This window comes from Actinoplanes italicus (assembly GCF_003001815.1).
Classification (GTDB): domain Bacteria; phylum Actinomycetota; class Actinomycetes; order Mycobacteriales; family Micromonosporaceae; genus Actinoplanes; species Actinoplanes italicus.
Genome location: NZ_PVMZ01000001.1, coordinates 435,842 through 454,357 on the forward strand (window position 1 = coordinate 435,842; position 18,516 = coordinate 454,357).

20 protein-coding genes and 1 pseudogene are annotated in these 18,516 nt (G+C 69.8%); 12 read left to right on the forward strand and 9 right to left on the reverse strand.

The genetic code is table 11. The features are described 5' to 3' along the window. Nucleotides 1-90: 90 nt before the first annotated feature. The 3 genes from CLV67_RS02130 to mca form a co-directional block, all read right to left on the reverse strand. Nucleotides 91-2,577: a bifunctional diguanylate cyclase/phosphodiesterase gene (locus CLV67_RS02130; RefSeq protein ID WP_106315409.1), complete on the reverse strand. Its 2,487-nt coding sequence runs from the start codon at nt 2,575-2,577 to the stop codon at nt 91-93. A 232-nt stretch (nt 2,578-2,809) separates the two neighbouring features. After that, nucleotides 2,810-3,100: a hypothetical protein gene (locus CLV67_RS02135; protein ID WP_239166143.1), complete on the reverse strand. Its 291-nt coding sequence runs from the start codon at nt 3,098-3,100 to the stop codon at nt 2,810-2,812. Between the two features lie 80 nt (nt 3,101-3,180). Beyond that, nucleotides 3,181-4,062, reverse strand: coding sequence for a mycothiol conjugate amidase Mca (mca, locus tag CLV67_RS02140; protein WP_106315411.1), 882 nt, complete (start codon nt 4,060-4,062; stop codon nt 3,181-3,183). 116 nt (nt 4,063-4,178) lie between these two features. Between mca and CLV67_RS02145 the strand changes: the two genes are divergently transcribed. Both CLV67_RS02145 and greA read left to right on the forward strand, forming a co-directional pair. Beyond that, nucleotides 4,179-4,595: a DUF4307 domain-containing protein gene (locus tag CLV67_RS02145; RefSeq protein ID WP_106315412.1), complete on the forward strand. Its 417-nt coding sequence runs from the start codon at nt 4,179-4,181 to the stop codon at nt 4,593-4,595. An 87-nt stretch (nt 4,596-4,682) separates the two neighbouring features. Continuing rightward, nucleotides 4,683-5,234, forward strand: a complete 552-nt coding sequence (gene greA / locus CLV67_RS02150) for a transcription elongation factor GreA (protein ID WP_428839477.1) — start codon at nt 4,683-4,685, stop codon at nt 5,232-5,234. Nucleotides 5,235-5,302: 68 nt separating this feature from the next. Here greA and ilvA read toward each other — a convergent pair whose 3' ends face one another. From ilvA to CLV67_RS02165, 3 genes are all read right to left on the reverse strand, one after another. After that, the gene (ilvA, locus tag CLV67_RS02155) at nt 5,303-6,553 is read right to left on the reverse strand and encodes a threonine ammonia-lyase (RefSeq protein WP_106315723.1); all 1,251 of its coding nucleotides are present in this window, start codon (nt 6,551-6,553) and stop codon (nt 5,303-5,305) included. 68 nt (nt 6,554-6,621) lie between these two features. Continuing rightward, on the reverse strand, nt 6,622-7,980 hold the full coding sequence (locus CLV67_RS02160; RefSeq protein ID WP_106315414.1) for an amidase: 1,359 nt from the start codon (nt 7,978-7,980) through the stop codon (nt 6,622-6,624). Between the two features lie 24 nt (nt 7,981-8,004). Further along, nucleotides 8,005-9,156: a cystathionine gamma-synthase gene (locus CLV67_RS02165; RefSeq protein WP_106315415.1), complete on the reverse strand. Its 1,152-nt coding sequence runs from the start codon at nt 9,154-9,156 to the stop codon at nt 8,005-8,007. A 24-nt stretch (nt 9,157-9,180) separates the two neighbouring features. Here CLV67_RS02165 and CLV67_RS02170 point away from each other — a divergent pair, with 24 nt between their 5' ends. The 4 genes and pseudogenes from CLV67_RS02170 to CLV67_RS02185 form a co-directional block, all read left to right on the forward strand. After that, nucleotides 9,181-9,627, forward strand: coding sequence for an HIT family protein (locus tag CLV67_RS02170; protein ID WP_106315416.1), 447 nt, complete (start codon nt 9,181-9,183; stop codon nt 9,625-9,627). 2 nt (nt 9,628-9,629) lie between these two features. Then, complete coding sequence (msrA, locus tag CLV67_RS02175; RefSeq protein WP_373873130.1) at nt 9,630-10,244, forward strand: peptide-methionine (S)-S-oxide reductase MsrA; 615 nt, start codon at nt 9,630-9,632, stop codon at nt 10,242-10,244. A gap of 72 nt (nt 10,245-10,316) precedes the next feature. Then, on the forward strand, nt 10,317-10,640 hold the full coding sequence (locus CLV67_RS02180) for a hypothetical protein (protein ID WP_239166138.1): 324 nt from the start codon (nt 10,317-10,319) through the stop codon (nt 10,638-10,640). Nucleotides 10,641-10,918: 278 nt separating this feature from the next. Further along, a pseudogene (locus CLV67_RS02185) lies at nt 10,919-11,014 on the forward strand (peptide-methionine (S)-S-oxide reductase MsrA); the annotation flags it as partial. Between the two features lie 8 nt (nt 11,015-11,022). Here the strand turns inward: CLV67_RS02185 and CLV67_RS02190 are convergent. Beyond that, nucleotides 11,023-11,634, reverse strand: coding sequence for a hypothetical protein (locus CLV67_RS02190; RefSeq protein ID WP_146168969.1), 612 nt, complete (start codon nt 11,632-11,634; stop codon nt 11,023-11,025). 166 nt (nt 11,635-11,800) lie between these two features. Between CLV67_RS02190 and CLV67_RS02195 the strand changes: the two genes are divergently transcribed. Beyond that, entirely contained in the window at nt 11,801-12,130 is a 330-nt protein-coding gene (locus CLV67_RS02195; RefSeq protein WP_106315419.1) for a hypothetical protein, read from the forward strand. 97 nt (nt 12,131-12,227) lie between these two features. Here the strand turns inward: CLV67_RS02195 and CLV67_RS51660 are convergent, their stop codons facing one another. Next, nucleotides 12,228-12,401, reverse strand: a complete 174-nt coding sequence (locus tag CLV67_RS51660; RefSeq protein ID WP_170153724.1) for a hypothetical protein — start codon at nt 12,399-12,401, stop codon at nt 12,228-12,230. A 116-nt stretch (nt 12,402-12,517) separates the two neighbouring features. On the opposite strand from CLV67_RS51660, the gene CLV67_RS02200 reads away from it, so the two are divergent. From CLV67_RS02200 to CLV67_RS02215, 4 genes are all read left to right on the forward strand, one after another. Continuing rightward, nucleotides 12,518-13,939: a CYTH and CHAD domain-containing protein gene (locus CLV67_RS02200; protein ID WP_106315725.1), complete on the forward strand. Its 1,422-nt coding sequence runs from the start codon at nt 12,518-12,520 to the stop codon at nt 13,937-13,939. 45 nt (nt 13,940-13,984) lie between these two features. Further along, entirely contained in the window at nt 13,985-14,926 is a 942-nt protein-coding gene (gene ppk2 / locus CLV67_RS02205; protein WP_106315420.1) for a polyphosphate kinase 2, read from the forward strand. Nucleotides 14,927-15,210: 284 nt separating this feature from the next. Further along, the gene (locus CLV67_RS02210; RefSeq protein WP_170153725.1) at nt 15,211-16,122 is read left to right on the forward strand and encodes a ribonuclease Z; all 912 of its coding nucleotides are present in this window, start codon (nt 15,211-15,213) and stop codon (nt 16,120-16,122) included. After that, nucleotides 16,119-16,628 carry a GNAT family N-acetyltransferase gene (locus CLV67_RS02215; RefSeq protein ID WP_106315421.1) on the forward strand — a complete coding sequence of 170 codons (510 nt, stop codon included), beginning with the start codon at nt 16,119-16,121 and terminating at the stop codon, nt 16,626-16,628. Before CLV67_RS02210 ends, CLV67_RS02215 begins: the two co-directional genes overlap by 4 nt. A gap of 377 nt (nt 16,629-17,005) precedes the next feature. Here CLV67_RS02215 and CLV67_RS02220 read toward each other — a convergent pair whose 3' ends face one another. After that, a complete protein-coding gene (locus tag CLV67_RS02220; RefSeq protein WP_239166137.1) occupies nt 17,006-17,338 on the reverse strand; it encodes a hypothetical protein in 333 nt (110 codons plus the stop codon). 157 nt (nt 17,339-17,495) lie between these two features. Here CLV67_RS02220 and CLV67_RS02225 point away from each other — a divergent pair, with 157 nt between their 5' ends. Then, nucleotides 17,496-18,515 carry a DUF695 domain-containing protein gene (locus tag CLV67_RS02225; RefSeq protein WP_170153726.1) on the forward strand — a complete coding sequence of 340 codons (1,020 nt, stop codon included), beginning with the start codon at nt 17,496-17,498 and terminating at the stop codon, nt 18,513-18,515. Nucleotide 18,516: the final 1 nt, after the last annotated feature.

The window sequence follows — 18,516 nt, forward strand, 5'->3', positions numbered from 1 at the left end:
CGATCGAGGGATGCTTGATTCTCCTGTCGCACGAACTGGTCCGCGGTGCGGTCAAGTCCGGTTCGAAGTACGAGCTCACGGACGCGCCGGCTATCCGGCGCTGCCGTCGGCGCGCAATTGGGTGACGTTGGCGGGGGCGCTGCGGGCCAGCTGGGTCAGGGCCTGCACGATCTTGTCGGCCGGCATCGGCCTGCAGAAGTGGTAGCCCTGCGCGGCCGGGCAGCCCAGGGCGATCAGCGCGGCCCGCTGCTCGATCGTCTCGATGCCCTCGGCGACCACGCGGAGGCCCAGCCGGACGCCGAGTTCGACCGCTGCCCGTACGACGGCGCCGGCCGCCGCCGAGTCGATCATCTCGTCCACGAACGACCGGTCGATCTTGATCTCGTCGACCGGCATCCGGGTGACCGAGGCCAGCGACGAGAAGCCGGTGCCGAAGTCGTCCAGCGACACCTGCACACCGGAGGACCGCAGCCGGGCCAGCACCTCGTCGACGATCTCCTGCTCGCTGACCGCCACCGACTCGGTGATCTCCAGGACCAGCCGGGACGGCGGGGTCCGGTGCCGCCGCAGCGCCTCCGTGACCTGGGCCGGGAACGTCGGGTCGGTGAGGCTGCGGGCCGACACGTTCACCGAGACCGGCACGTGGATGCCGTTGGCGGTCCAGTCGGCGGCCGCGGCCAGGGCCAGGTCGAGAACCCGCCGGGTGAACGGGATGAGCAGCTCGCTGCGCTCGACCGCGGGCAGGAACTCGGCCGGGGACAGATATCCGCGCCTCGGGTGGCGCCAGCGGACCAGGGCCTCCACCCCGGTCGGCGCGGCCGTCACCAGGTCGACCTCGGGCTGCAGGTGCAGCAGGATCTGGTCGTCGGCGGCGAACGCGTCCTGCAGGTCGGCGAGCAGTGCCAGCCGGTCGGTGCTGCTGACGTCCTGGCCACTGTCGTATGTGCCGATGGTCAGGCCCAGCTCTCTGGCCCGGCCGACCGCGATCGACGCGCGGCGCAGCAGCTCACCCACTCCGGTCTCGCCGGCCGCGCCCACCCCCACCCCCACGGTCACCTCGACGGACAGCCGGACGCCGGCCACCTCGAGCGGCAGGCGGAGCTGTTCGACGAGTTCCCGGGCCCGGCGCAGGGTCCCCGGAAGCGCCAACGTGGTCACCGGCAACAACAGGGCGAATTCATCATCTCCGGTACGGGCCACGAGCTCGGATTCCCGGGCGAGCGTGCTGATCCGCGCCCCGGTGAGCCGGAGCACCTCGTCGCCGCCGTCGTGGCCGAGCGTGCTGTTGATCTCGCGGAAGCCGACGATGTCGAGCAGCAGGAGGGCCACCTGCCGGCCCCGGTCGAGCGAGCGCAGCATCGGGTCGCCCTCGCCGGCCAGCGCGATCCGGTTGCCCAGCCCGGTGAGCGGATCGTGCAGGCGCTCGTGGACGGCGTGCGCGTCGAGCTCGGTGATGCGCTGGTGCGCGGCCGCGTCGTGCAGGGCTCCGGCCAGCGCCTCCCCGTAGGCCGCGATGGCCGCCTCGTCGCGCGGGCCCGGCAGCCCGGCGTCACCGAGCCACACGGTCAGCTCGCCGACCTGCCGGCCCGCGACGACCATGGTGCGGGTGACGGCGGGGCCGGACCGGGTGGCGGCGTGGCCCTCGAGTCCGGGGCCGTCCTGGGCGTACCGGCGGTGGCCGTGTCCAGTGCTGACCTCCAGCTCGGCCCGCTGGGCGCCGAACACGTCCAGGGCCCCGCGCAGACCGGCACGGGCCACCTCGGCCTCACCCGCGCCGGGCAGCCGGGCGGTGGCGGCGGCGAAGGCCTCCCACATCCGGCGTTCCTCGGCGGCGCGCAGGTGGAAGCGGTAGGTGCGGTGCAGCAGCCAGAGCACCGGCCCGAAGGCGAGCAGCCACAGCGGCTCGCGGATCAGCGCGTAGACCGCGGCGACGCCGACGATGACGTTGCCGATCGACATCGGCAGCTTGGCGTAGAGCACCCGGGCCGCGACCTGGCCGGGCTGGGCGTCCCGGTGCAGCATCAGGGTGAGCACGACCAGGCCGAACGTGATGACGAGGTAGGTACCGGCGCCGGCGATCAGAGCGAGCGGCAACCGGGGGCTGAGCACCGGCACGTCACCGGCCAGCAGCGAGGTGACCAGGGCCGCGCCGGCCACGCCGAGGGTCATCGAGGCCACCAGGTGCACTATCTCGGCGATGTTGCGCAGTCCGGTGAGCCAGGCGAGCAACAGCCAGGCGGCGCCGGTGCCGGCCAGGGTGGCCGCCGGCAGCCAACCGGCCGGTGCGACCACGAAGCCGACCACCACGGCCGCCTCGGCCCAGCTGACCGAGACCGCGTCCGGTCCGAGCCGGAACCGCAGACCGGCGAGCTGCGCGATGGCGGCGAGGATCGCGGCCACGCAGACGCCGTTGATCGGGGACAGCGGACGGCCGTCAGCCGTCGGGACCGGTTGGAGGGCTCCGAGGATCACGGCGGCGGCCGCGGCGATCACGACGACGGCGGTGAGGATCCGCACCGGGCGGGAGCGGCCGACCGCGCTCGTCGCGCTGGTCCTCCAGTTGCGGACTGTTCTCACGGCGACATCCGCGGGCGCACGCCACGATGCACGTGCAGATCGGTTACGGAGAGTCGGCGCCGGACAAGTGGCATGTCGGCGCCCCCTTCCGCGCAGGGTCCCAGAGGCCGAACGGCCCCCGGCGGAAGGCTAAATCAATCCCGATGAACGCAACAGGGCTTGACGAGATCGAGACGGGCACACTCGGCGCCGCGAGGGTGAAAACACCCGGGCGGGCCGAATGAGGCGATGATCAGGCGCGGGCCGCGTCACCGCGCGGGCCGGCCCCGTCCTGCTCGTCGCGCACGCCCGCCACCTCGGCATCCTCGGCGTCGGCTGCCGCCACCGATCGATCTGGCTCGACCTCGGCGGCCGGCGCTGCGCCGGATCGCCCGGCCTCGGTGTCGGCTCGGGCGATCTCTGACACACCATCGCGCTCTCCCGCAACAGGAAAACTGTCGGGAAGCCGACGGATCCGCTTGTTCATGTTGCGGATCAACAGGACCGTCACCACGCACATGAGGACGATGAGGAACAGCCCCATCGGGCCGGCCAGTCCGCCCGACCGAGTGTCACCGAAGTTGTTGACCGCTACGACGAAGTCCACGCCCTCAGCGTACTGCTTCAGTGGGTGACGACCTTCTCCCGGATGCCCGCGAACAGGTCGGACTCGGGCTGCGGGCTGTCGACGAGCGATCGGGCCAGCTCGAAGTCCTCGGTCGGCCACACCTTCTGCTGCATCTCCAGCGGGATGTGGAACCAGAACCCGTCCGGGTCGACCTGGGTCGCGTGCGCTCGCAGAGCGTCGTCACGGATCCCGAAGTACTCCCCGCACTCGACCCGGGTGGTGATCTTGTCGCCCCGGTCGTCCCGGTCGGCCCACTTCTCCAGCCACTCCGCGTACGGCGACTCGAGCCCCGCCGCCAGCATGCCCTCGTGCAGTGCCAGCATCCGGGCGCGCGTCCAGCCGGAGTTGTAATACAGCTTCAGCGGCTGCCACGGCTCGCCCAGCTCCGGGTAGAGCTCCGGGTCACCGGCCTGGTCGAAGGCCACGACCGAGATCTTGTGGCACATGATGTGGTCGGGGTGCGGGTAGCCACCGTTCTCGTCATAGGTCGTCATGACGTGCGGGCGGAACTCGCGGATCAGCTTGATCAGCGGTTTCGCCGCCTCCTGCGGGTCCTGCAGGCCGAAGCAGCCCTCGGGCAGCGGGGGCAGCGGGTCACCCTCGGGCAGGCCCGAGTCGACGAATCCGAGCCAGGCCTGGTCGACACCGAGGATCTCGCGCGCCTTGTCCATCTCGGCGCGGCGGATGTTGGTGATGTCGGCCAGCACCTCGGGCCGGTCCATCTTGGGGTTCAGGACACTGCCGCGCTCCCCACCGGTACAGGTGGCGACGACTACCTGGACGCCCTCGGCGACATATTTCGCCATGGTGGCGGCGCCCTTGCTCGACTCGTCGTCGGGGTGCGCGTGCACGGTCATGAGACGCAATTGCTCGGCCACGGTTGTTGAGATCCTCTCGACCAGGCCTGCGATCAGCGGGCCGGGATCGGCTGCGAAGATGGAACCCTGCCATTCTGGCCGATCCCCCCGACAACAAACGCACGAGAGGTCGTCAGGTGAGCGAGACGCACGCCACAGCCCCCGTCTTCCCGCCCGGCCGGTACGGCCGGCGCCGTGAGGGCGGACGCCGCCGGCTCGTGCCGATCGTCGCCACGCTGGTGTTCGGGCTGGGCCTGGCCGGCGTCACCTATGCCTACTACGACAAGTTCGGTCAGACCGACTACACCGCCGACATCATCGGCTGGGACGACCCGTCCGACACCGAGATGGTGGTCGAGTTCCGGGTGCGGGTGCCGGAGAACGGCGCCGCGATGTGCATGGTGCGGGCCCGCGACTACGACGGTTTCGAGGTCGGCCGGAAGTCGGTGACGATCCAGGCCCCGGACGGCGGTGGCTCGGTCGAGGTGCGCGAGTCGGTCCCGACCGAACGGCGGGGCTCCGTCGGTGACGTCATGGGCTGCCGCGCCGCCTAGATCCGACAACATTTCATCTTCCGGGCGGCGCGCCTACCGCTGGTAAGCTTTGTAATTCGCTGCGTTCAGATGCCGCCTCCGGGCGGCATGTTTTCGACACCCCGATCCGGCGTAATCTGCCCAGTTCCAGCAAGGAGATCGACCGTGTCCAGTTCCGAGGCGCCGAAGACCTGGCTCTCCCAGGACGCTTACGACCGGCTGCAGGCCGAGCTCGACGAGTTGATCGCCAACCGGCCCGCCATAGCGGCGGAGATCAACGCCCGGCGTGAGGAAGGCGACCTCCGCGAGAACGGCGGCTACCACGCGGCGCGTGAGGAGCAGAGTCGTCAGGAAGGCCGGATCCTGTATTTGAAGGAGTTCCTGCGCAACTCCGAGGTCGGCGAGATCAAGGCCGCCGACTCGGTGGGCCCCGGCTCGGTCGTGACGATCTACTTCGACGACGACCAGAGCGACACCGAGACGTTCCTGCTCGGTTCGCGGGAGATCTCCTCGACCACCAAGCTCAAGGTCTACAGCCCGGAGTCGGCGCTGGGCCAGGCCATCCTCGGCTCGCGCCCCGGCCAGACGGTCACCTATGCGGCCCCCAGCGGCGCCGACATCAAGGTCACCGTGGTCGAGTTCGGGCCGTTCGAGGGCTGATCCGTGTGAGCAGGCCCGCGGCGTCCCCCGCCGCGGGCCTCTTGCGTTTTCCGCCTGTGTCGGGGTCCTCAGGGCGTCGTGTCGGCCAGGATCGCCACCCGGTAACCCGCGTCCCGCAGCGCCTTGATCAGGGCCGACGAGTGGGCCGGGCCCCGGGTCTCGACCGACAGCGCGACCTCCACCTCGCCGAAGCTGAGCCGCGGGCTCTGCCGGGAGTGGTTCACGTCGACGATGTTGGCCCGCTGCTCGGCGATCTCCCGCAGCAGCCGGGCCAGCTGACCCGGCCGGTCCGTGCACCGCACAGCGAGCCGCAGGAAACGGCCCGCCGAGGCGAGCCCGTGCTCGATCACCCGCAGCAGCAGCATCGGGTCGATGTTGCCGCCGGACAGGATCGCCACGACCGGTCCGGCGTGTGGCGCGTACGCCCCGGTCATCAGCGCCGCCACGGCCGCCGCACCGGCCGGCTCGACCACCGACTTGTGCCTCTCGAGAAGCACCAGCAACGCGGCTGACAGGTCCTCGTCGTTCACCGTGACGACCTCGTCGACCAGCTTCGCGACGTGCGCGAAGGTCAGGTCACCGGGCCGCAGGACGGCGATGCCGTCCGCGATCGTCGCGCACGAGTCCAGCTTGGTCGGGGTGCCGGCGGCCAGCGAGACCGGGTACGCGGCAGCGCCGCTGGCCTGCACGCCCACGATGCGGATGTCCGGCCGCAGGGCTTTGGCAGCGACCGCCAGCCCGGAGATGAGGCCACCGCCGCCGACGGCGGTCACGATCGTCGTCGCCTCCGGGCACTGGGCCAGGATCTCCAGCGCCACGGTGCCCTGCCCGGCGATCACGTCCGGGTGGTCGAACGGATGGATCAAAATCGCTCCGGTCGTACGGGCGAAGTCGTTCGCCGCCTCCAACGCGTCATCCACGCTGGTCCCGGCATACTCGACCGCCGCGCCGTACCCCTTGGTCGCCGAGACCTTGGGCAGCGGCGCGCCCTCCGGCATGAAGACGGTGGCCCGCGCACCGAGCAGACCGGCCGCCAGTGCCACACCCTGGGCGTGGTTGCCGGCGCTGGCCGCGACCACGCCACGGGCCCGCTCGGCCGGCGACAGACGCGAGATCCGGGTGTAGGCCCCACGCACCTTGTACGAGCCGGCACGCTGCTGGTTCTCGCACTTGAGCCAGACCGGCACTCCGGTGATCTCGCTGAGCGGCCGGGAGGGGATCAGCGGCGTCTCCTTCACCACCCCGGCCAGCAGGTCGCGGGCGGCCTCGACGTCGGCGAGGGTGAGCAGATCGAGTGGGGGTGTCCCAGCGGCGGTCATGAACAGCAATCGTGCCACCCACTCCGATCGGCGCGCGCCATGCCAGGCGCCACGAGGAGGCCCGGCTCTCACACCAGTGCGTGGCGCTGCCAGGGATTCGCGACCTCGAACTGACCGGCTACCGAGAGCATCAGCAACTCGGATCCGGGCGGGCCGACCAGCTGCACGGCGAGCGGCAGACCGTCCGGACGGAAGCCGACCGGGATCACGATCGCGGGCAGCCCCGCGTAGTTCCACGGCGCCGCGTAGGGCGCGTACGACGCGTTGGCCCACATGTTCTTGCGCCAGGCCGACGCGGAGTACTGCACGGCCGGCGGCGGCGCGGTGGCCAGCGCCGGAGTCAGCAGCAGGTCGATCGACCGGTCGGCGAAGAACTGGATGGACCGTTCCCGCCAGGTCGCCCGCTGCTTCTCCCGCACCAGCCCGGCCCGGGTCATGGCCCGCCCGAGCGCGATGTGCCGGCGGGTGCGCGGCTGCAACTGCTCCAACGGCAGACCTTCGGAGTTCTTGTACGCCCCGGCGAACCAGGTCGCCAGCACACCGAGAGCCACGCCCGTCGGATAGGAAGGATCCGCGGTCACGGTGTCGTGCCCCGCCTCGACCAGCAGTTTCGACGCCGTGGAGACCGCCGAGACGTTCGGCTCGTCCGGCTTCACACCGGCGGCCGGGGAGCGCAGCGAAACACCGATCCGCAGTTTCGACGGCTCGATGAGTTTCGGCAGGGTCATCCCCGCCAGCACCGAGAACCCGAGCACGGCGTCGGCCACCGTGGTGGTGAGCACGCCGTTCTCCACCAGGCCGAACCAGTCCTTGTCCCCGAAGTCGACCGGCACCACGCCACGGCCCGGCTTGAGCCCGACCAGGCCGCAGCAGGCCGCCGGGATCCGGATCGAGCCGAGCCCGTCGTTGCCCTGCGCGATCGGCACCAGACCGGCCGCCACCGCGGCGGCCGAACCACCCGACGAACCGCCCGGGGTCCGTTCCAGGTCCCACGGGTTGCGCGTCGGGCCGTTCTCGTCGTCGGTGACGGCCCACAGGCCCATCTCCGGCATCTTCGTCACCCCGACGACCACCGCGCCGGCGCCCCGCAGCCGCCGGACCACCTCGTGGTCCTCCTCGGCGACCTCGGGGGTACGCGCGGCGGCCGAGCCGTGCCATGTCGGCAGCCCGGCCACCGCGGTGTTCTCCTTCACCGCCACCGGCACGCCGGCCAGCGGAAGGTTCGCCAGATCCTCCTGGTCGTCGACCTTCTCGGCCTCGGTGATCGCCTCGACGCCGCGGATCACCCGGAACGCGCCGAGCGCCGGGTCGGAGATGGCGATCTGTTCCAGGTGATCGGCCACGACCTGGGTGGCGGTCGCGTCACCGCGTCGCACCGCACGGGAGATCTGTTTGGCGGTGGCGCCCACCCAGGTCGTCGAGTCCATCGTGCGATATCTCCAGCGTCGGTCTTATCCGAGGGCCTGCTCGAGGTCGGCGAGCAGATCGTCAACGGTTTCGATGCCGACAGACAGTCTCACGAGATCGGCGGGAACCTCAAGCGCTGAGCCCGCAGCCGACAGATGTGTCATCTGCCCCGGGTGCTCGATCAGCGATTCGACGCCACCGAGCGACTCGGCGAGCACGAAGAGCTTCGCCCGGTTGCAGATGGCGATCGCCGCCTCCGGGCCGCCCGCCGCGCGGAACGACACCATGCCACCGAAGCGGCTCATCTGCTTGGCCGCGACCTCGTGACCCGGGTGGGTGTCCAGCCCCGGGTAGAGCACGCTCGCCACGGCCGGGTGCTCGCTCAGGTAGCCGACGATCCGCTCGGCGTTGTCACAGTGCCGCTCCATCCGTACGCCCAAGGTCTTGATCCCCCGGAGGGTCAGCCACGCGTCGAAGGGACCGTTGACACCGCCCATCGCGTTCTGATGGAAGGCCAGCTCGTCGCCGAACCCGTCGTCCGCGGTGATCAGCGCACCGCCGACCACGTCGGAGTGGCCGCCCAGGTACTTGGTGGTCGAGTGGATCACCACGTCGGCCCCGAGGGCGATCGGCTGCTGCAGGTACGGAGAGGCGAACGTGTTGTCCACCGCGAGCATCGCGTCGTACTCGTGGGCCAGACCGGCCAGCTGCGCGATGTCGTTCACGTTGAGCAGCGGGTTCGTCGGCGTCTCGGACCAGATCAGCCGCGTGTGACCGGGCCGGAAGGCGGCCCGCACCGCGTCGATGTCCTGCAGCGGGGCGGCCGTCCAGTCCAGGCCCCAGCGCTCGGCCACCTTGCTGAACAGGCGGAACGTGCCGCCGTACGCGTCATTCGGGATGACCACGTGATCGCCGGGCCGGCACACCGTACGCAGAAGGGTGTCCTCGGCCGCGAGGCCGCTGGCGAAGGCCAGCCCACGCCGCCCGCCCTCGATCGCCGCCAGGCACTCCTGCAGCGAATCCCGGGTCGGGTTGCCGGACCGGCTGTACTCGTAACCCAGGCGGGGGGCGCCGACGGCGTCCTGGGCATAGGTGCTCGTCTGATAGATGGGCGGCACCACGGCGCCGGTCCGCGGATCCGGCTCCTGGCCGGCGTGGATGGCGAGGGTGTCGAACCCGTAGCTGTTAGCCGTCATGTTGCGCAAGGCTAGTCTCACTAGATGGCGGACTGCGTGTTCTGCGGCATCGTTTCGGGTTCCGTTCCGGCATTCACGGTGGCCACGTCCCCGGCCGGCATCGCCTTCCTCGACATCCGCCCGGTGTTCAAGGGCCACGTCCTGGTGATCCCGCGCCCGCACATCGTCACCCTGCCGTCTCTTCCGGTGGAGGACGTGGCCTCCTACTTCGAGTTCGTCCGCCTCCTCGCCGCCGCCGTGCCCGCCGCGCTGGGAGCCCAGGGCACGTTCGTGGCGATGAACAACGTCGTCTCCCAGTCGGTGCCACACCTGCACACCCACGTCGTGCCCCGCACCAAGGGCGACGGCCTGCGCGGATTCTTCTGGCCACGCCGCAAGTACGACAGCGACGAGGAGGCAGCGTCGTTCGCCGACACCATCGGTAAGGAATACCTCCGTCTCAGCGTTGAGGATGGTGGACGAAGGGAGTGACCGTGTTCCTGCGGCACAAGAAGTTCGACCTGCCCACCGACACCCATACCGTTCTCGGCACACCGCTGAAGGGCCCCTGGCCGGCCGGTCTCGAGGTGGCGGTCTTCGGGATGGGCTGCTTCTGGGGCGCGGAGCGGATCTTCTGGCGACTGCCCGGGGTCCACTCGACCTCGGTCGGCTACGCAGGCGGTTTCACCGCGAACCCCACCTACGAGGAGACCTGCTCGGGGATGACCGGGCACGCCGAGGTGGTACAGGTCGTCCACGACCCGGCCAGGATCGCCTACGAGGATCTGTTGAAGGCGTTCTGGGAGAACCACGACCCCACCCAGGGCATGCGCCAGGGCAACGACGTGGGCACGCAGTACCGCTCAGCGATCTACACCACCACCGCCGCCCAGGCGGCCACCGCGGCAGCCTCCCGCGACACCTTCCAGCCGATCGTGACGGCCGCCGGCCACGGCACCATCACCACCGAGATCAAGCCGCTCACGGCCTACTACTACGCCGAGGACCACCACCAGCAGTACCTGTCCGACGCGAAGAATCCGCGTGGTTACTGCAACCACGGCCCGAACGGCATGACCTGCCCCATCGGGGTCGCGCGCACCAACTGACCGGCACCACGGGACGGGCACCTCTGCGGGAGCCCTTCCCGTGTGACGATGGTGGGAAGGAGGTGGCCTGAGATGCGCCGGTACGCCAAACCGATCGTCGTTGCGGACGATCTCAACCTGCTGCGCGGGCAGACGACGGGAGTCGTCACCCTGCCGCGTCACCTCGACTGGTCCGGCGCGGCCGACTATGACCTCGACAGTCCCGGCCGGATCGTCGATCTTTACCGCACGGTCCTGATCGAGGCCACCAAACCCGACGATCTCCACAGCTTTCTCGACCGGACGGTCCTGACAAGGCTGTGGCCGTCGATCTGGCTCCCGCCGGAACTACGCCGTACGTGGGAACAGCGCTTCCCAGAGCTTCGGCGGACCGTGCCGGAGGTCCCTGCCGCGTAAGGTCGCCGGCATGGATCCCCGTCACCGCGAGCTGGCCGAGATCGCCCTTCGCGCGGCCGGCGGCGACTATGGACTCGCGCTCGCTGGCGGCTACGCCGTTCGGGAGCACGGGATGGGTGATCGGCCGAGCGGTGACGTCGATCTGTTCACCGACTGGCAGCGCCGCGCAGACTTCCCCGCATCGACACGGAATCCCTTCGAGAGCTTCGCCAACGATTCACCGAGTGGCAGAAGCAACTACGTCACGAATGAAACGCCGGTCCGACCCGAACAGTTGCCACCAGCAGTACCTGTCCGACGCGAAGAATCCGCGTGGTTACTGCAACCACGGCCCGAACGGCATGACCTGCCCGATCGGCGTCGCCGGGAACTGAACTGCCGTCTATGCCCGTACGAGCTCGGCGCGCTGGAGCAGGCGCAGCCAGGCGTCGGTGAGTTCGCCCTTGTCGCGGCCCTTACGGATGCGGTGCTCCAACAGGCCGGGCCCGAGCACGAGGGAGACCAGCTCCGGGTAGCGCGGCCCGAAAACCCAATCGGCGAAGAACGTCACCGCGTCGGGTGCGATCGGGTGGTGTACCTCCTCGACGGCCTCCCAGTCGATGTTCTCCTGGAACCACATCCAGTCCTCGACGTAGTACACGTCACCCTTGATCGGGTCGAGGCTGACGGTCTCACCGCCGCGTACGCCGAGACGGCCCTCCGTCACCGATCGCCACGACCACATCTCCCAGCCGAGATCGATCGGCGCGGGCAGGAGCATCTCCATGCCGGGCCGGGCCTGCCACCCCTCGGCCGAACGCAGCTCGTCGGGGCAGTCGAACCGGAAGAGTGGGCCGTCGACCCATTCGAACAGCCGGAACGCGGCCACGGCGGCCGGTGGCGCGTCCTCCGGCGCCTCGTGCAAAGCGAGCGGCGGCCCGATCTCGACCGCGAGACCCGACTCGGCCGCGACGGCGCGGCACCGCTCGACTCTGCTTCGCAACTCCTCCAGCATTCCGATCATTATCGCCGATCACGGTGGCCGGCCTCGTCCGCGAGGTTGATCAGGCCGGGCCGCGGGTGGCAAGTGGACAACCCAGATTTCACGCTGCCGATCGAAAAAAATCGACATGTCCGGAAATCCCGCTCAGACTCGAAATCGAGCCAGCGGGAGGTGCACGATGTCCCCGATCTACCACCACAACGACGAGGAGCGGGCCGCCTGGGATCTCGCCGAGACCCTGCTCCAGCAGGCCCGCGCAATGATGCGCGAGGCCGAGACAGCCCTCGACATGTGGCGGACCGGCAAGGAGATGAACCGGCTGCGCTGCGCACGCCGCGGCATCAGCACCACCGATGCCGAGATCCGCTGGTCCGCGTCGGCCAACGCGAAGAACCATCTGACCAACAACAATTTTCACGTCGGCCTCGCCACGATGTACTACAACGCGGCGACCGCGAATTACGCCCGCGCCCTCTATCTCCACACCCGCGACGACGCGCGCCTCTAGACCTTGAGAGGTTGAGCCGTCACACCAACCCAAACATCACAAGATCCGCCGCGGGGAGAAGCGGCGAGACGCCAGGCGGGCGGGGTGCGGGAAGGGGCTAGCTTTCCGGCGCGTCCTCGGACTGGGTCGTAGACGGCGGCCGGGGTGGGTCGGCCTGCGCCGGAGACGCAGGCACCGCGAGTGCCAGACCGAGAACCGCACCCGCGCCGATGAGGCGCAGGCCGGCGAGTGAGGCGGCGAGTGGGATCTGGCGGCGTTCGGACTTCTCCATGCAGCACTCCATTCACTGGCCGGGTCACCATGATGACGCCGGCCGGGTCACCACGATGACAGCCGAACCTGAGACACCGCTGTGCACGGGGCCTCTCAGCAGGCACCATGTACAGGGTGGAGATCGCCACCGAGACCGAGCGCAAATACGACGTCCCCGCGACGTTCGAGCTTCCTGACCTGGTCGGGGCCGGAGCAATCGCCGGCGTCGACGGTGCCGAGATCCATGATCTCGACGCCACGTACTTCGACACCGAGGACCTCCGCTTGATGAGAAATCGGCGGACACTTCGGCAACGCAGCGGCGGCAACGACGCGGGCTGGCATCTGAAGACGCCGGGTGACGGTTCCGGTCGCACCGAGCACCGGCTGCCCGCCGAGGGTGACACGGTTCCGGACGAGCTGGTGGCCGTGGTGCGGGCGATCGTGCGGCGCCGTCCGCTGGCGGCGGTGGCCCGATTGCGGACGCATCGGGTGGAGACGCCGCTGCGCGATGCCGACGGCCGGACCCTCGCGCTGGTCGCGCAGGATCAGGTGCGGGCCGAGTCGGAGGGCGTGGAGACCACCTGGCAGGAGGTCGAGGTCGAGCTGGTCGACGGGGACGCCACGGTGCTCGACGAGGTGGAGCAGCGGTTGTTCGAGGCCGGCGCCCGCCCGGCAGAGGGCCCGTCAAAGGTGGCGCGCGCGCTCGCCGACCGGCTCGAGTCACTGAACAAGCGCAAGAAGATCAAGGGCAAGGTCAACCCCGTTCTGCGGTACGCCCGTGAGCAGCGCGACGCCATCGTCGGCTGGGACCCGGCGGCCCGTCGTGGCGAGCCGCGGGCCGTGCATCAGATGCGGGTCGCGACCCGGCGGTTGCGGAGCACCCTGAAGACGTACAAGCAATGGTTCCCCGAATCTGATCTGCGGGATGAGCTGCGGTGGCTGGCCGCCGTGCTGGGTGCGGTCCGCGACCCGCAGGTGCTGGAGGAGAAGCTGCTCGGCCTGGTCAGTGACGCGGGCGACGAGTTCGCCCCGGCCTCGATGCGGATTCGCGAGCATCTGGAGCACCGGATCGAGACGGGTCGTGCCGAGCTGGTCACGGCTCTCGACTCGGACCGCTACCTGAACCTTCTCGACCGCATCGACGAGCTGGTCGACACGCGCAAGCTGGAGATCCCGGATCCGGTCGAGCGGGCCCGGCGGGTCCTGGCGAAGGCCGACCTGAAACTGGACGAGGCGCTGGACAGCGGAGTCGAGGAGGAGATCCATGACTCGCGGAAGGGCTTCAAGCAGGCGCGCTACGCGATCGAGCTGATCGAACCGGATTGCGGTAAGCCCGCGAAACGCCTGGTCAAGGCACTGACCGCGCTGCAGGACGGTCTGGGCGCCTACCAGGACTCGAACATCGCCCGTGAGGTGCTGCGCGAGCTGGGCCAGGACAGTTTCCATTTCGGGGTGCTCTACGGCCGTCAGGAGCAGGTCGGCCGGGAGACGCTCGCCGAGGTCCCGGCTCTGGCAAGGGCGGCGCGGCGGCGAAAAGTTCGGCGAGTGTTCTGATCAAGCGGGTTGTGGTCTTGGCGTTCGCGGGTATGAATCGGGGTCATGCAATCCGAGTTCGACCTCGCCAGCACTGAGCCCTACGCCGGCCCGATCGCCGAGCTGTCGGGCTTCCGGGTCGTCGACGACGAGGACGACGACCCCCGCCTGCTCAATCCCGATGGCCATCCGGTCGACACCTGGCGCGAGGACTACCCGTACGACGAGCGCCTCGAACGTCACGAGTACGACCACGACAAGCGCCTGCTCCAGATCGAGCTGCTGAAGCTGCAGAACTGGTGCAAGGACACCGGTGAGCGTCTGCTGATCCTGTTCGAGGGCCGGGACGCGGCCGGCAAGGGCGGCACGATCAAGCGGTTCATGGAGCACCTGAACCCGCGCGGCGCCCGCGTCGTCGCCCTGGAGAAGCCGAACCAGCGCGAGAGCACCCAGTGGTATTTCCAGCGCTACATCAAGCACCTGCCGGCCGCCGGCGAGATCGTGCTGTTCGACCGATCCTGGTACAACCGGGCCGGCGTCGAGCGCGTGATGGGCTTCTGTGACCGCAAGGAGTACCTGGAGTTCCTCCGGGAGGCCCCGGAACTGGAGCGGATGCTGGTCCGGTCCGGGATCCGCCTGGTCAAATTCTGGTTCTCGGTCACCAGCGGCGAGCAGCGGACCCGGTTCGCGATCCGTCAGGTGGACCCGGTCCGGCAGTGGAAGCTCTCGCCGATGGACCTGAAGTCCCTGGACAAGTGGGACGACTACACCGAGGCCAAGGAGGCGATGTTCTTCTGGACCGACACGGCGGACGCCCCGTGGACGGTGGTGAAGAGCAACGACAAGAAGCGGGCCCGGCTGGGTGCGATGCGGCACGTGCTGAACCGCTTCAAGTACGACGGCAAGGACCTGGAGGTCGTCGGGATCCCTGATCCGCAGATCGTCGGACCGGCATCGCTGCTGGTGGAGAGCACCAACGACTCGCCGTCGATATTCCCGCGCCTGTAGTGATTCAAAATCATTGGCGCTGCCTCCGCCTGCTCGATAACGTGGCCGTACACGTGAAGGGAGGTGGTCCGAAGTTGTATAGCAACGGGACTCGTGAGGTGGCTGTCCGCTAGCCGCTGTCCTTGACAGCTCGTTTGTGTAGCACGTCGAGACCGTGTGGCAGCGGCCGCGGCGAATATCAGACAGCCACCCGACCCCTGGGGATCCGGCCTTGTCCGACCGGACCGCGTTCGTACGCGAGCGCGGAAGTCCCCAGGGGTCGCTTCATATCCAGGGGGAGTCCGGTGACGCGCGAGCTGGTGGTGCTCGGTTCGGCGAGCCAGGTGCCGACCCGGCACCGCAACCACAACGGTTACCTGCTCCGCTGGGACGACGAGGTGATCCTCTTCGACCCGGGCGAGGGCACCCAGCGCCAGCTGCTGATGGCCGGCCAGCCGGTCACCCCCATCCGCCGGATCTGCATCACGCACTTCCACGGCGACCACAGCCTCGGCCTGCCCGGCGTCCTGCAGCGCATCTCACTCGACAAGGTGCCGCACCCGGTGCACGTCCACTACCCGGCCGGAGGGCAGGAGTTCTACGACCGTCTGCGGCACGCCACGAGCTACTGGGACAACGCGGAGATCGTTCCGGGACCGGTGGGCGCCGGCTTCGCGGTGGAGACGTCCGCGGGCCGTCTCACCGCTCTTCCCCTGCGACACCCCATCGAGACGTACGGCTATCGCCTCGTCGAGCCGGACTCCAGGCGGATCGTGCCCGCGCTGCTGGCCGAGCACGGCATCGGCGGCCCGGTCGTCGGCGAGCTGCAGCGCACCGGCCGTCTCGGCGACATCACCCTCGAACAGGTCAGCGTGCCCCGGCCCGGTCAGAGTTTCGCCTTCGTGATGGACACCGGCCTGTGCGACAGCGTGTACGAGCTGGCCAGTGGCGTGGACATGCTGGTGATCGAGTCGACGTTCCTGTCCGAGGACGCGGAGCTGGCCGCCCAGGTCGGGCATCTGACCGCCGGTCAGGCCGCTGCTGTGGCGCGCGAGTGTGGCGTACGACAGCTTGTCCTGACGCATTTCTCGCAGCGATATCCGGATCCGGACCGCTTCCTGGAGGAGGCGCGCATGGAGTTCGACGGCCCGGTGGTGATCGCCGAGGATCTGGCGCGCGTGAAGGTACCGTCCCGCCGTGGTTTTCTGGTGCCATGACCGTTTCGCTACGTCCCGTCGAGGACGCCGACCTGTTCGCGGTGGGCGCGCTGCATCATCGTTCGCGCGCCGCCGCCTACGCGGATCTGCTGCCGCCCGAGACGTTCGCCGCACGCGGGCCGGACGCGTTGGGTGCCTGGTGGGAGGAGCGCTGGAAGTGGGAGCGGGACACACACCGGATGACCGTCGCCGAGTCGGACGGTGAGCTGGCCGGGTTCACCTATGTCGGCCCGAGCGAGACGGCCGGCGCCGCCGAGCTGTACGCGATCCACCTGGAACCCGGCCGGGTCGGCACCGGCATCGGCCGGCTCCTGATGATGAACGCATTGGAGCAGCTGACCGGCTTCGACGCCGAACGGGCCGTGCTGTGGGTGCTCGCCGACAACCCGGTGGCCCGCCACTTCTATGAGAAGGGCGGCTGGACGCCGGACGGCGAGACCCGGGTGGCCCCGATCAACGACCAGCCGTTCGAGCAGCTGCGCTACACGTATCCGCTGGCTCGCTAGAACCGGCTGTCGCTCACCGCTGTCTCGACGTCCATGACACAGCGGTGAGCGACAGATGAACGCTCGCCGCGGGGTGCGCGACGAGCGTTCGGCGTTACCTGCTGGTTGGGCGGGAGCACGTGATCGAGTGAATGCGGGGGAACCTGTGATCACGTGCTCCCGCCCACCGCCCCGCCCGAACCGGATGCGCCTGGCCGGAGGCGCTCGATCAGCGGAGGCGTGCCGATCTGGGATCCAGTTCAAGGACGGGTCTGGGCGCGGGATACCGGTGCGCTGGCGGGGCGCCTCGGTGTCACCGCTGGTCGACGTCGACCGGGCCGGGAAGCCGTACTTGCCGGGGGACGGTCAAGCGTGTCGGCGACGTCGTGGTCGTCGGGTCAGGCCTGATACCTCCGGTGGTCGTCGTTGCGGTGGTGCGTTCCGGCCCCGGAGTACCGGGTTCCGATCTCGTCCACACCGGCTCGTTTGCCGGGCAGGGCACGCATGCTGTTCAGGTCGTGCCGCAGCGTCCAGGCCTCGCGCCAGGGCCGCCGGGCGACCGCGTCGGCACGTTCGGCCAGGCGGCGGGCCGAGCACGGCCAGCGCCATCCGCACCAGGCACATGTGCCGTCGGCGCCGGCCGCCACATGGCGGCCGAGCATGTGCTGCGCGTCCCGCCACAGCAGGCGGTCCACGATGTCGGCGGGCGCCGCCTCGTCGACGTCGACCATTCCCTACCCCTCCGTCCGGGAGTGGCTCATAGCTCCGTCACGACACATACAACCCCAGGCGGCCATCAGTCGATCGGACTGTCTGTGCGATTGCGGCAACTATCCGTGACGATCCATGTACGTTGCCGGGACGGTTCCCGCGCAGTACGGTCCGATCGTGATCTTCAAGAGGCGGCGGAAGCCCGACCCGGCAGCCGCGATCGGGGCCTTCTGGGCATGGTGGGCGACCGCTCGGCCGCGCGCCGAGAAGCTGATCGGCGGCGCTCCGGACGACGGTCTCATCGACGAGATCGCCGGCCTGGTCTCGGCGATCCACCCCGACCTGCACTGGGAGTTCGCCGCCGGCACGTCGACCCGGCACCTGCTGGTGGTCAGCTCGGGCGGTTCGGCGGAGCTGCGCTCCCTCGCCGAACGCTGGCGACGGGCAGGGCCGCCACCGGACGAGACCTTCGGGTACGCGGCCGCCCGCCAGGGCCGCCCCGACGCGCTGGACTCCGCTCGGCTCTCCATCGGCGGTCACGACCTCGACCTGGCCGACCTGAGGTTCGGCGCCGAGCACGACGAGGACCGGGACTGCGTGGACGTGGAGGTCTGGCACCCCGCGTTCGCCGGGATGCCGGAGAACGCCGGCGGGCAGGTCGCCTTCCTCGCCCTCGACTGGCTGCTCGGCGAGGACACCGTCGAGGTGTGGATCGGTGCGATCGAGGCGGTCACCGCACCCGGCCCCTCGCTGACCGGCCCGCAGCTGACCGCCCTGGTCACCGCCGTGCAGCCGGCCGACGGCGAGCCGCGCTGGCGCAACATGTCAGGTGTCCGGTCCGGCAGGCCGATCCTCGCGATGGCACAGACCCGGCTCCGGCCGGCTCGCTGGCCGGGACACGACCTGCACATCCGCATGGACGTGCCGTACCGGGACCGGGACGACAACGGGTTCCCGACCCGCGAGGCGATGGCCGGCCTGCACGCCCTCGAGGACCACGTCGCGGGGCACGCCGACGGCACGGTCGTGGTCGCCCACGAGACCACCGACGGCGTACGCACCACGCACCTCTACGCCGACAGCCCGCTCGCCGCCGACGTGCTGAAGCCCCTGATCGCGGGCTGGCGGGACGGGCGTGTCCGGATAACCGTCACGCCCGACCCCGACTGGGGCCAGGTGGCACACCTGGCCCCCTGAA

What these genes read in the sequence shown, in the direction of transcription:
- CLV67_RS02215 (WP_106315421.1), top strand. Translation starts at nt 16,119, where the DNA reads ATGACCGTTTCGCTACGTCCCGTCGAGGACGCCGACCTGTTCGCGGTG.
- CLV67_RS02135 (WP_239166143.1), bottom strand. Translation starts at nt 3,100, where the DNA reads ATGGGGCTGTTCCTCATCGTCCTCATGTGCGTGGTGACGGTCCTGTTG.
- CLV67_RS02195 (WP_106315419.1), top strand. Translation starts at nt 11,801, where the DNA reads ATGTCCCCGATCTACCACCACAACGACGAGGAGCGGGCCGCCTGGGAT.
- ilvA (WP_106315723.1), bottom strand. Translation starts at nt 6,553, where the DNA reads ATGACCGCCGCTGGGACACCCCCACTCGATCTGCTCACCCTCGCCGAC.
- CLV67_RS02170 (WP_106315416.1), top strand. Translation starts at nt 9,181, where the DNA reads ATGGCGGACTGCGTGTTCTGCGGCATCGTTTCGGGTTCCGTTCCGGCA.
- ppk2 (WP_106315420.1), top strand. Translation starts at nt 13,985, where the DNA reads ATGCAATCCGAGTTCGACCTCGCCAGCACTGAGCCCTACGCCGGCCCG.
- CLV67_RS02165 (WP_106315415.1), bottom strand. Translation starts at nt 9,156, where the DNA reads ATGACGGCTAACAGCTACGGGTTCGACACCCTCGCCATCCACGCCGGC.
- greA (WP_428839477.1), top strand. Translation starts at nt 4,683, where the DNA reads ATGTTTTCGACACCCCGATCCGGCGTAATCTGCCCAGTTCCAGCAAGG.
- CLV67_RS02190 (WP_146168969.1), bottom strand. Translation starts at nt 11,634, where the DNA reads ATGCTGGAGGAGTTGCGAAGCAGAGTCGAGCGGTGCCGCGCCGTCGCG.
- CLV67_RS02160 (WP_106315414.1), bottom strand. Translation starts at nt 7,980, where the DNA reads ATGGACTCGACGACCTGGGTGGGCGCCACCGCCAAACAGATCTCCCGT.
- CLV67_RS02180 (WP_239166138.1), top strand. Translation starts at nt 10,317, where the DNA reads ATGCGCCGGTACGCCAAACCGATCGTCGTTGCGGACGATCTCAACCTG.
- CLV67_RS02220 (WP_239166137.1), bottom strand. Translation starts at nt 17,338, where the DNA reads ATGGTCGACGTCGACGAGGCGGCGCCCGCCGACATCGTGGACCGCCTG.
- CLV67_RS51660 (WP_170153724.1), bottom strand. Translation starts at nt 12,401, where the DNA reads ATGGAGAAGTCCGAACGCCGCCAGATCCCACTCGCCGCCTCACTCGCC.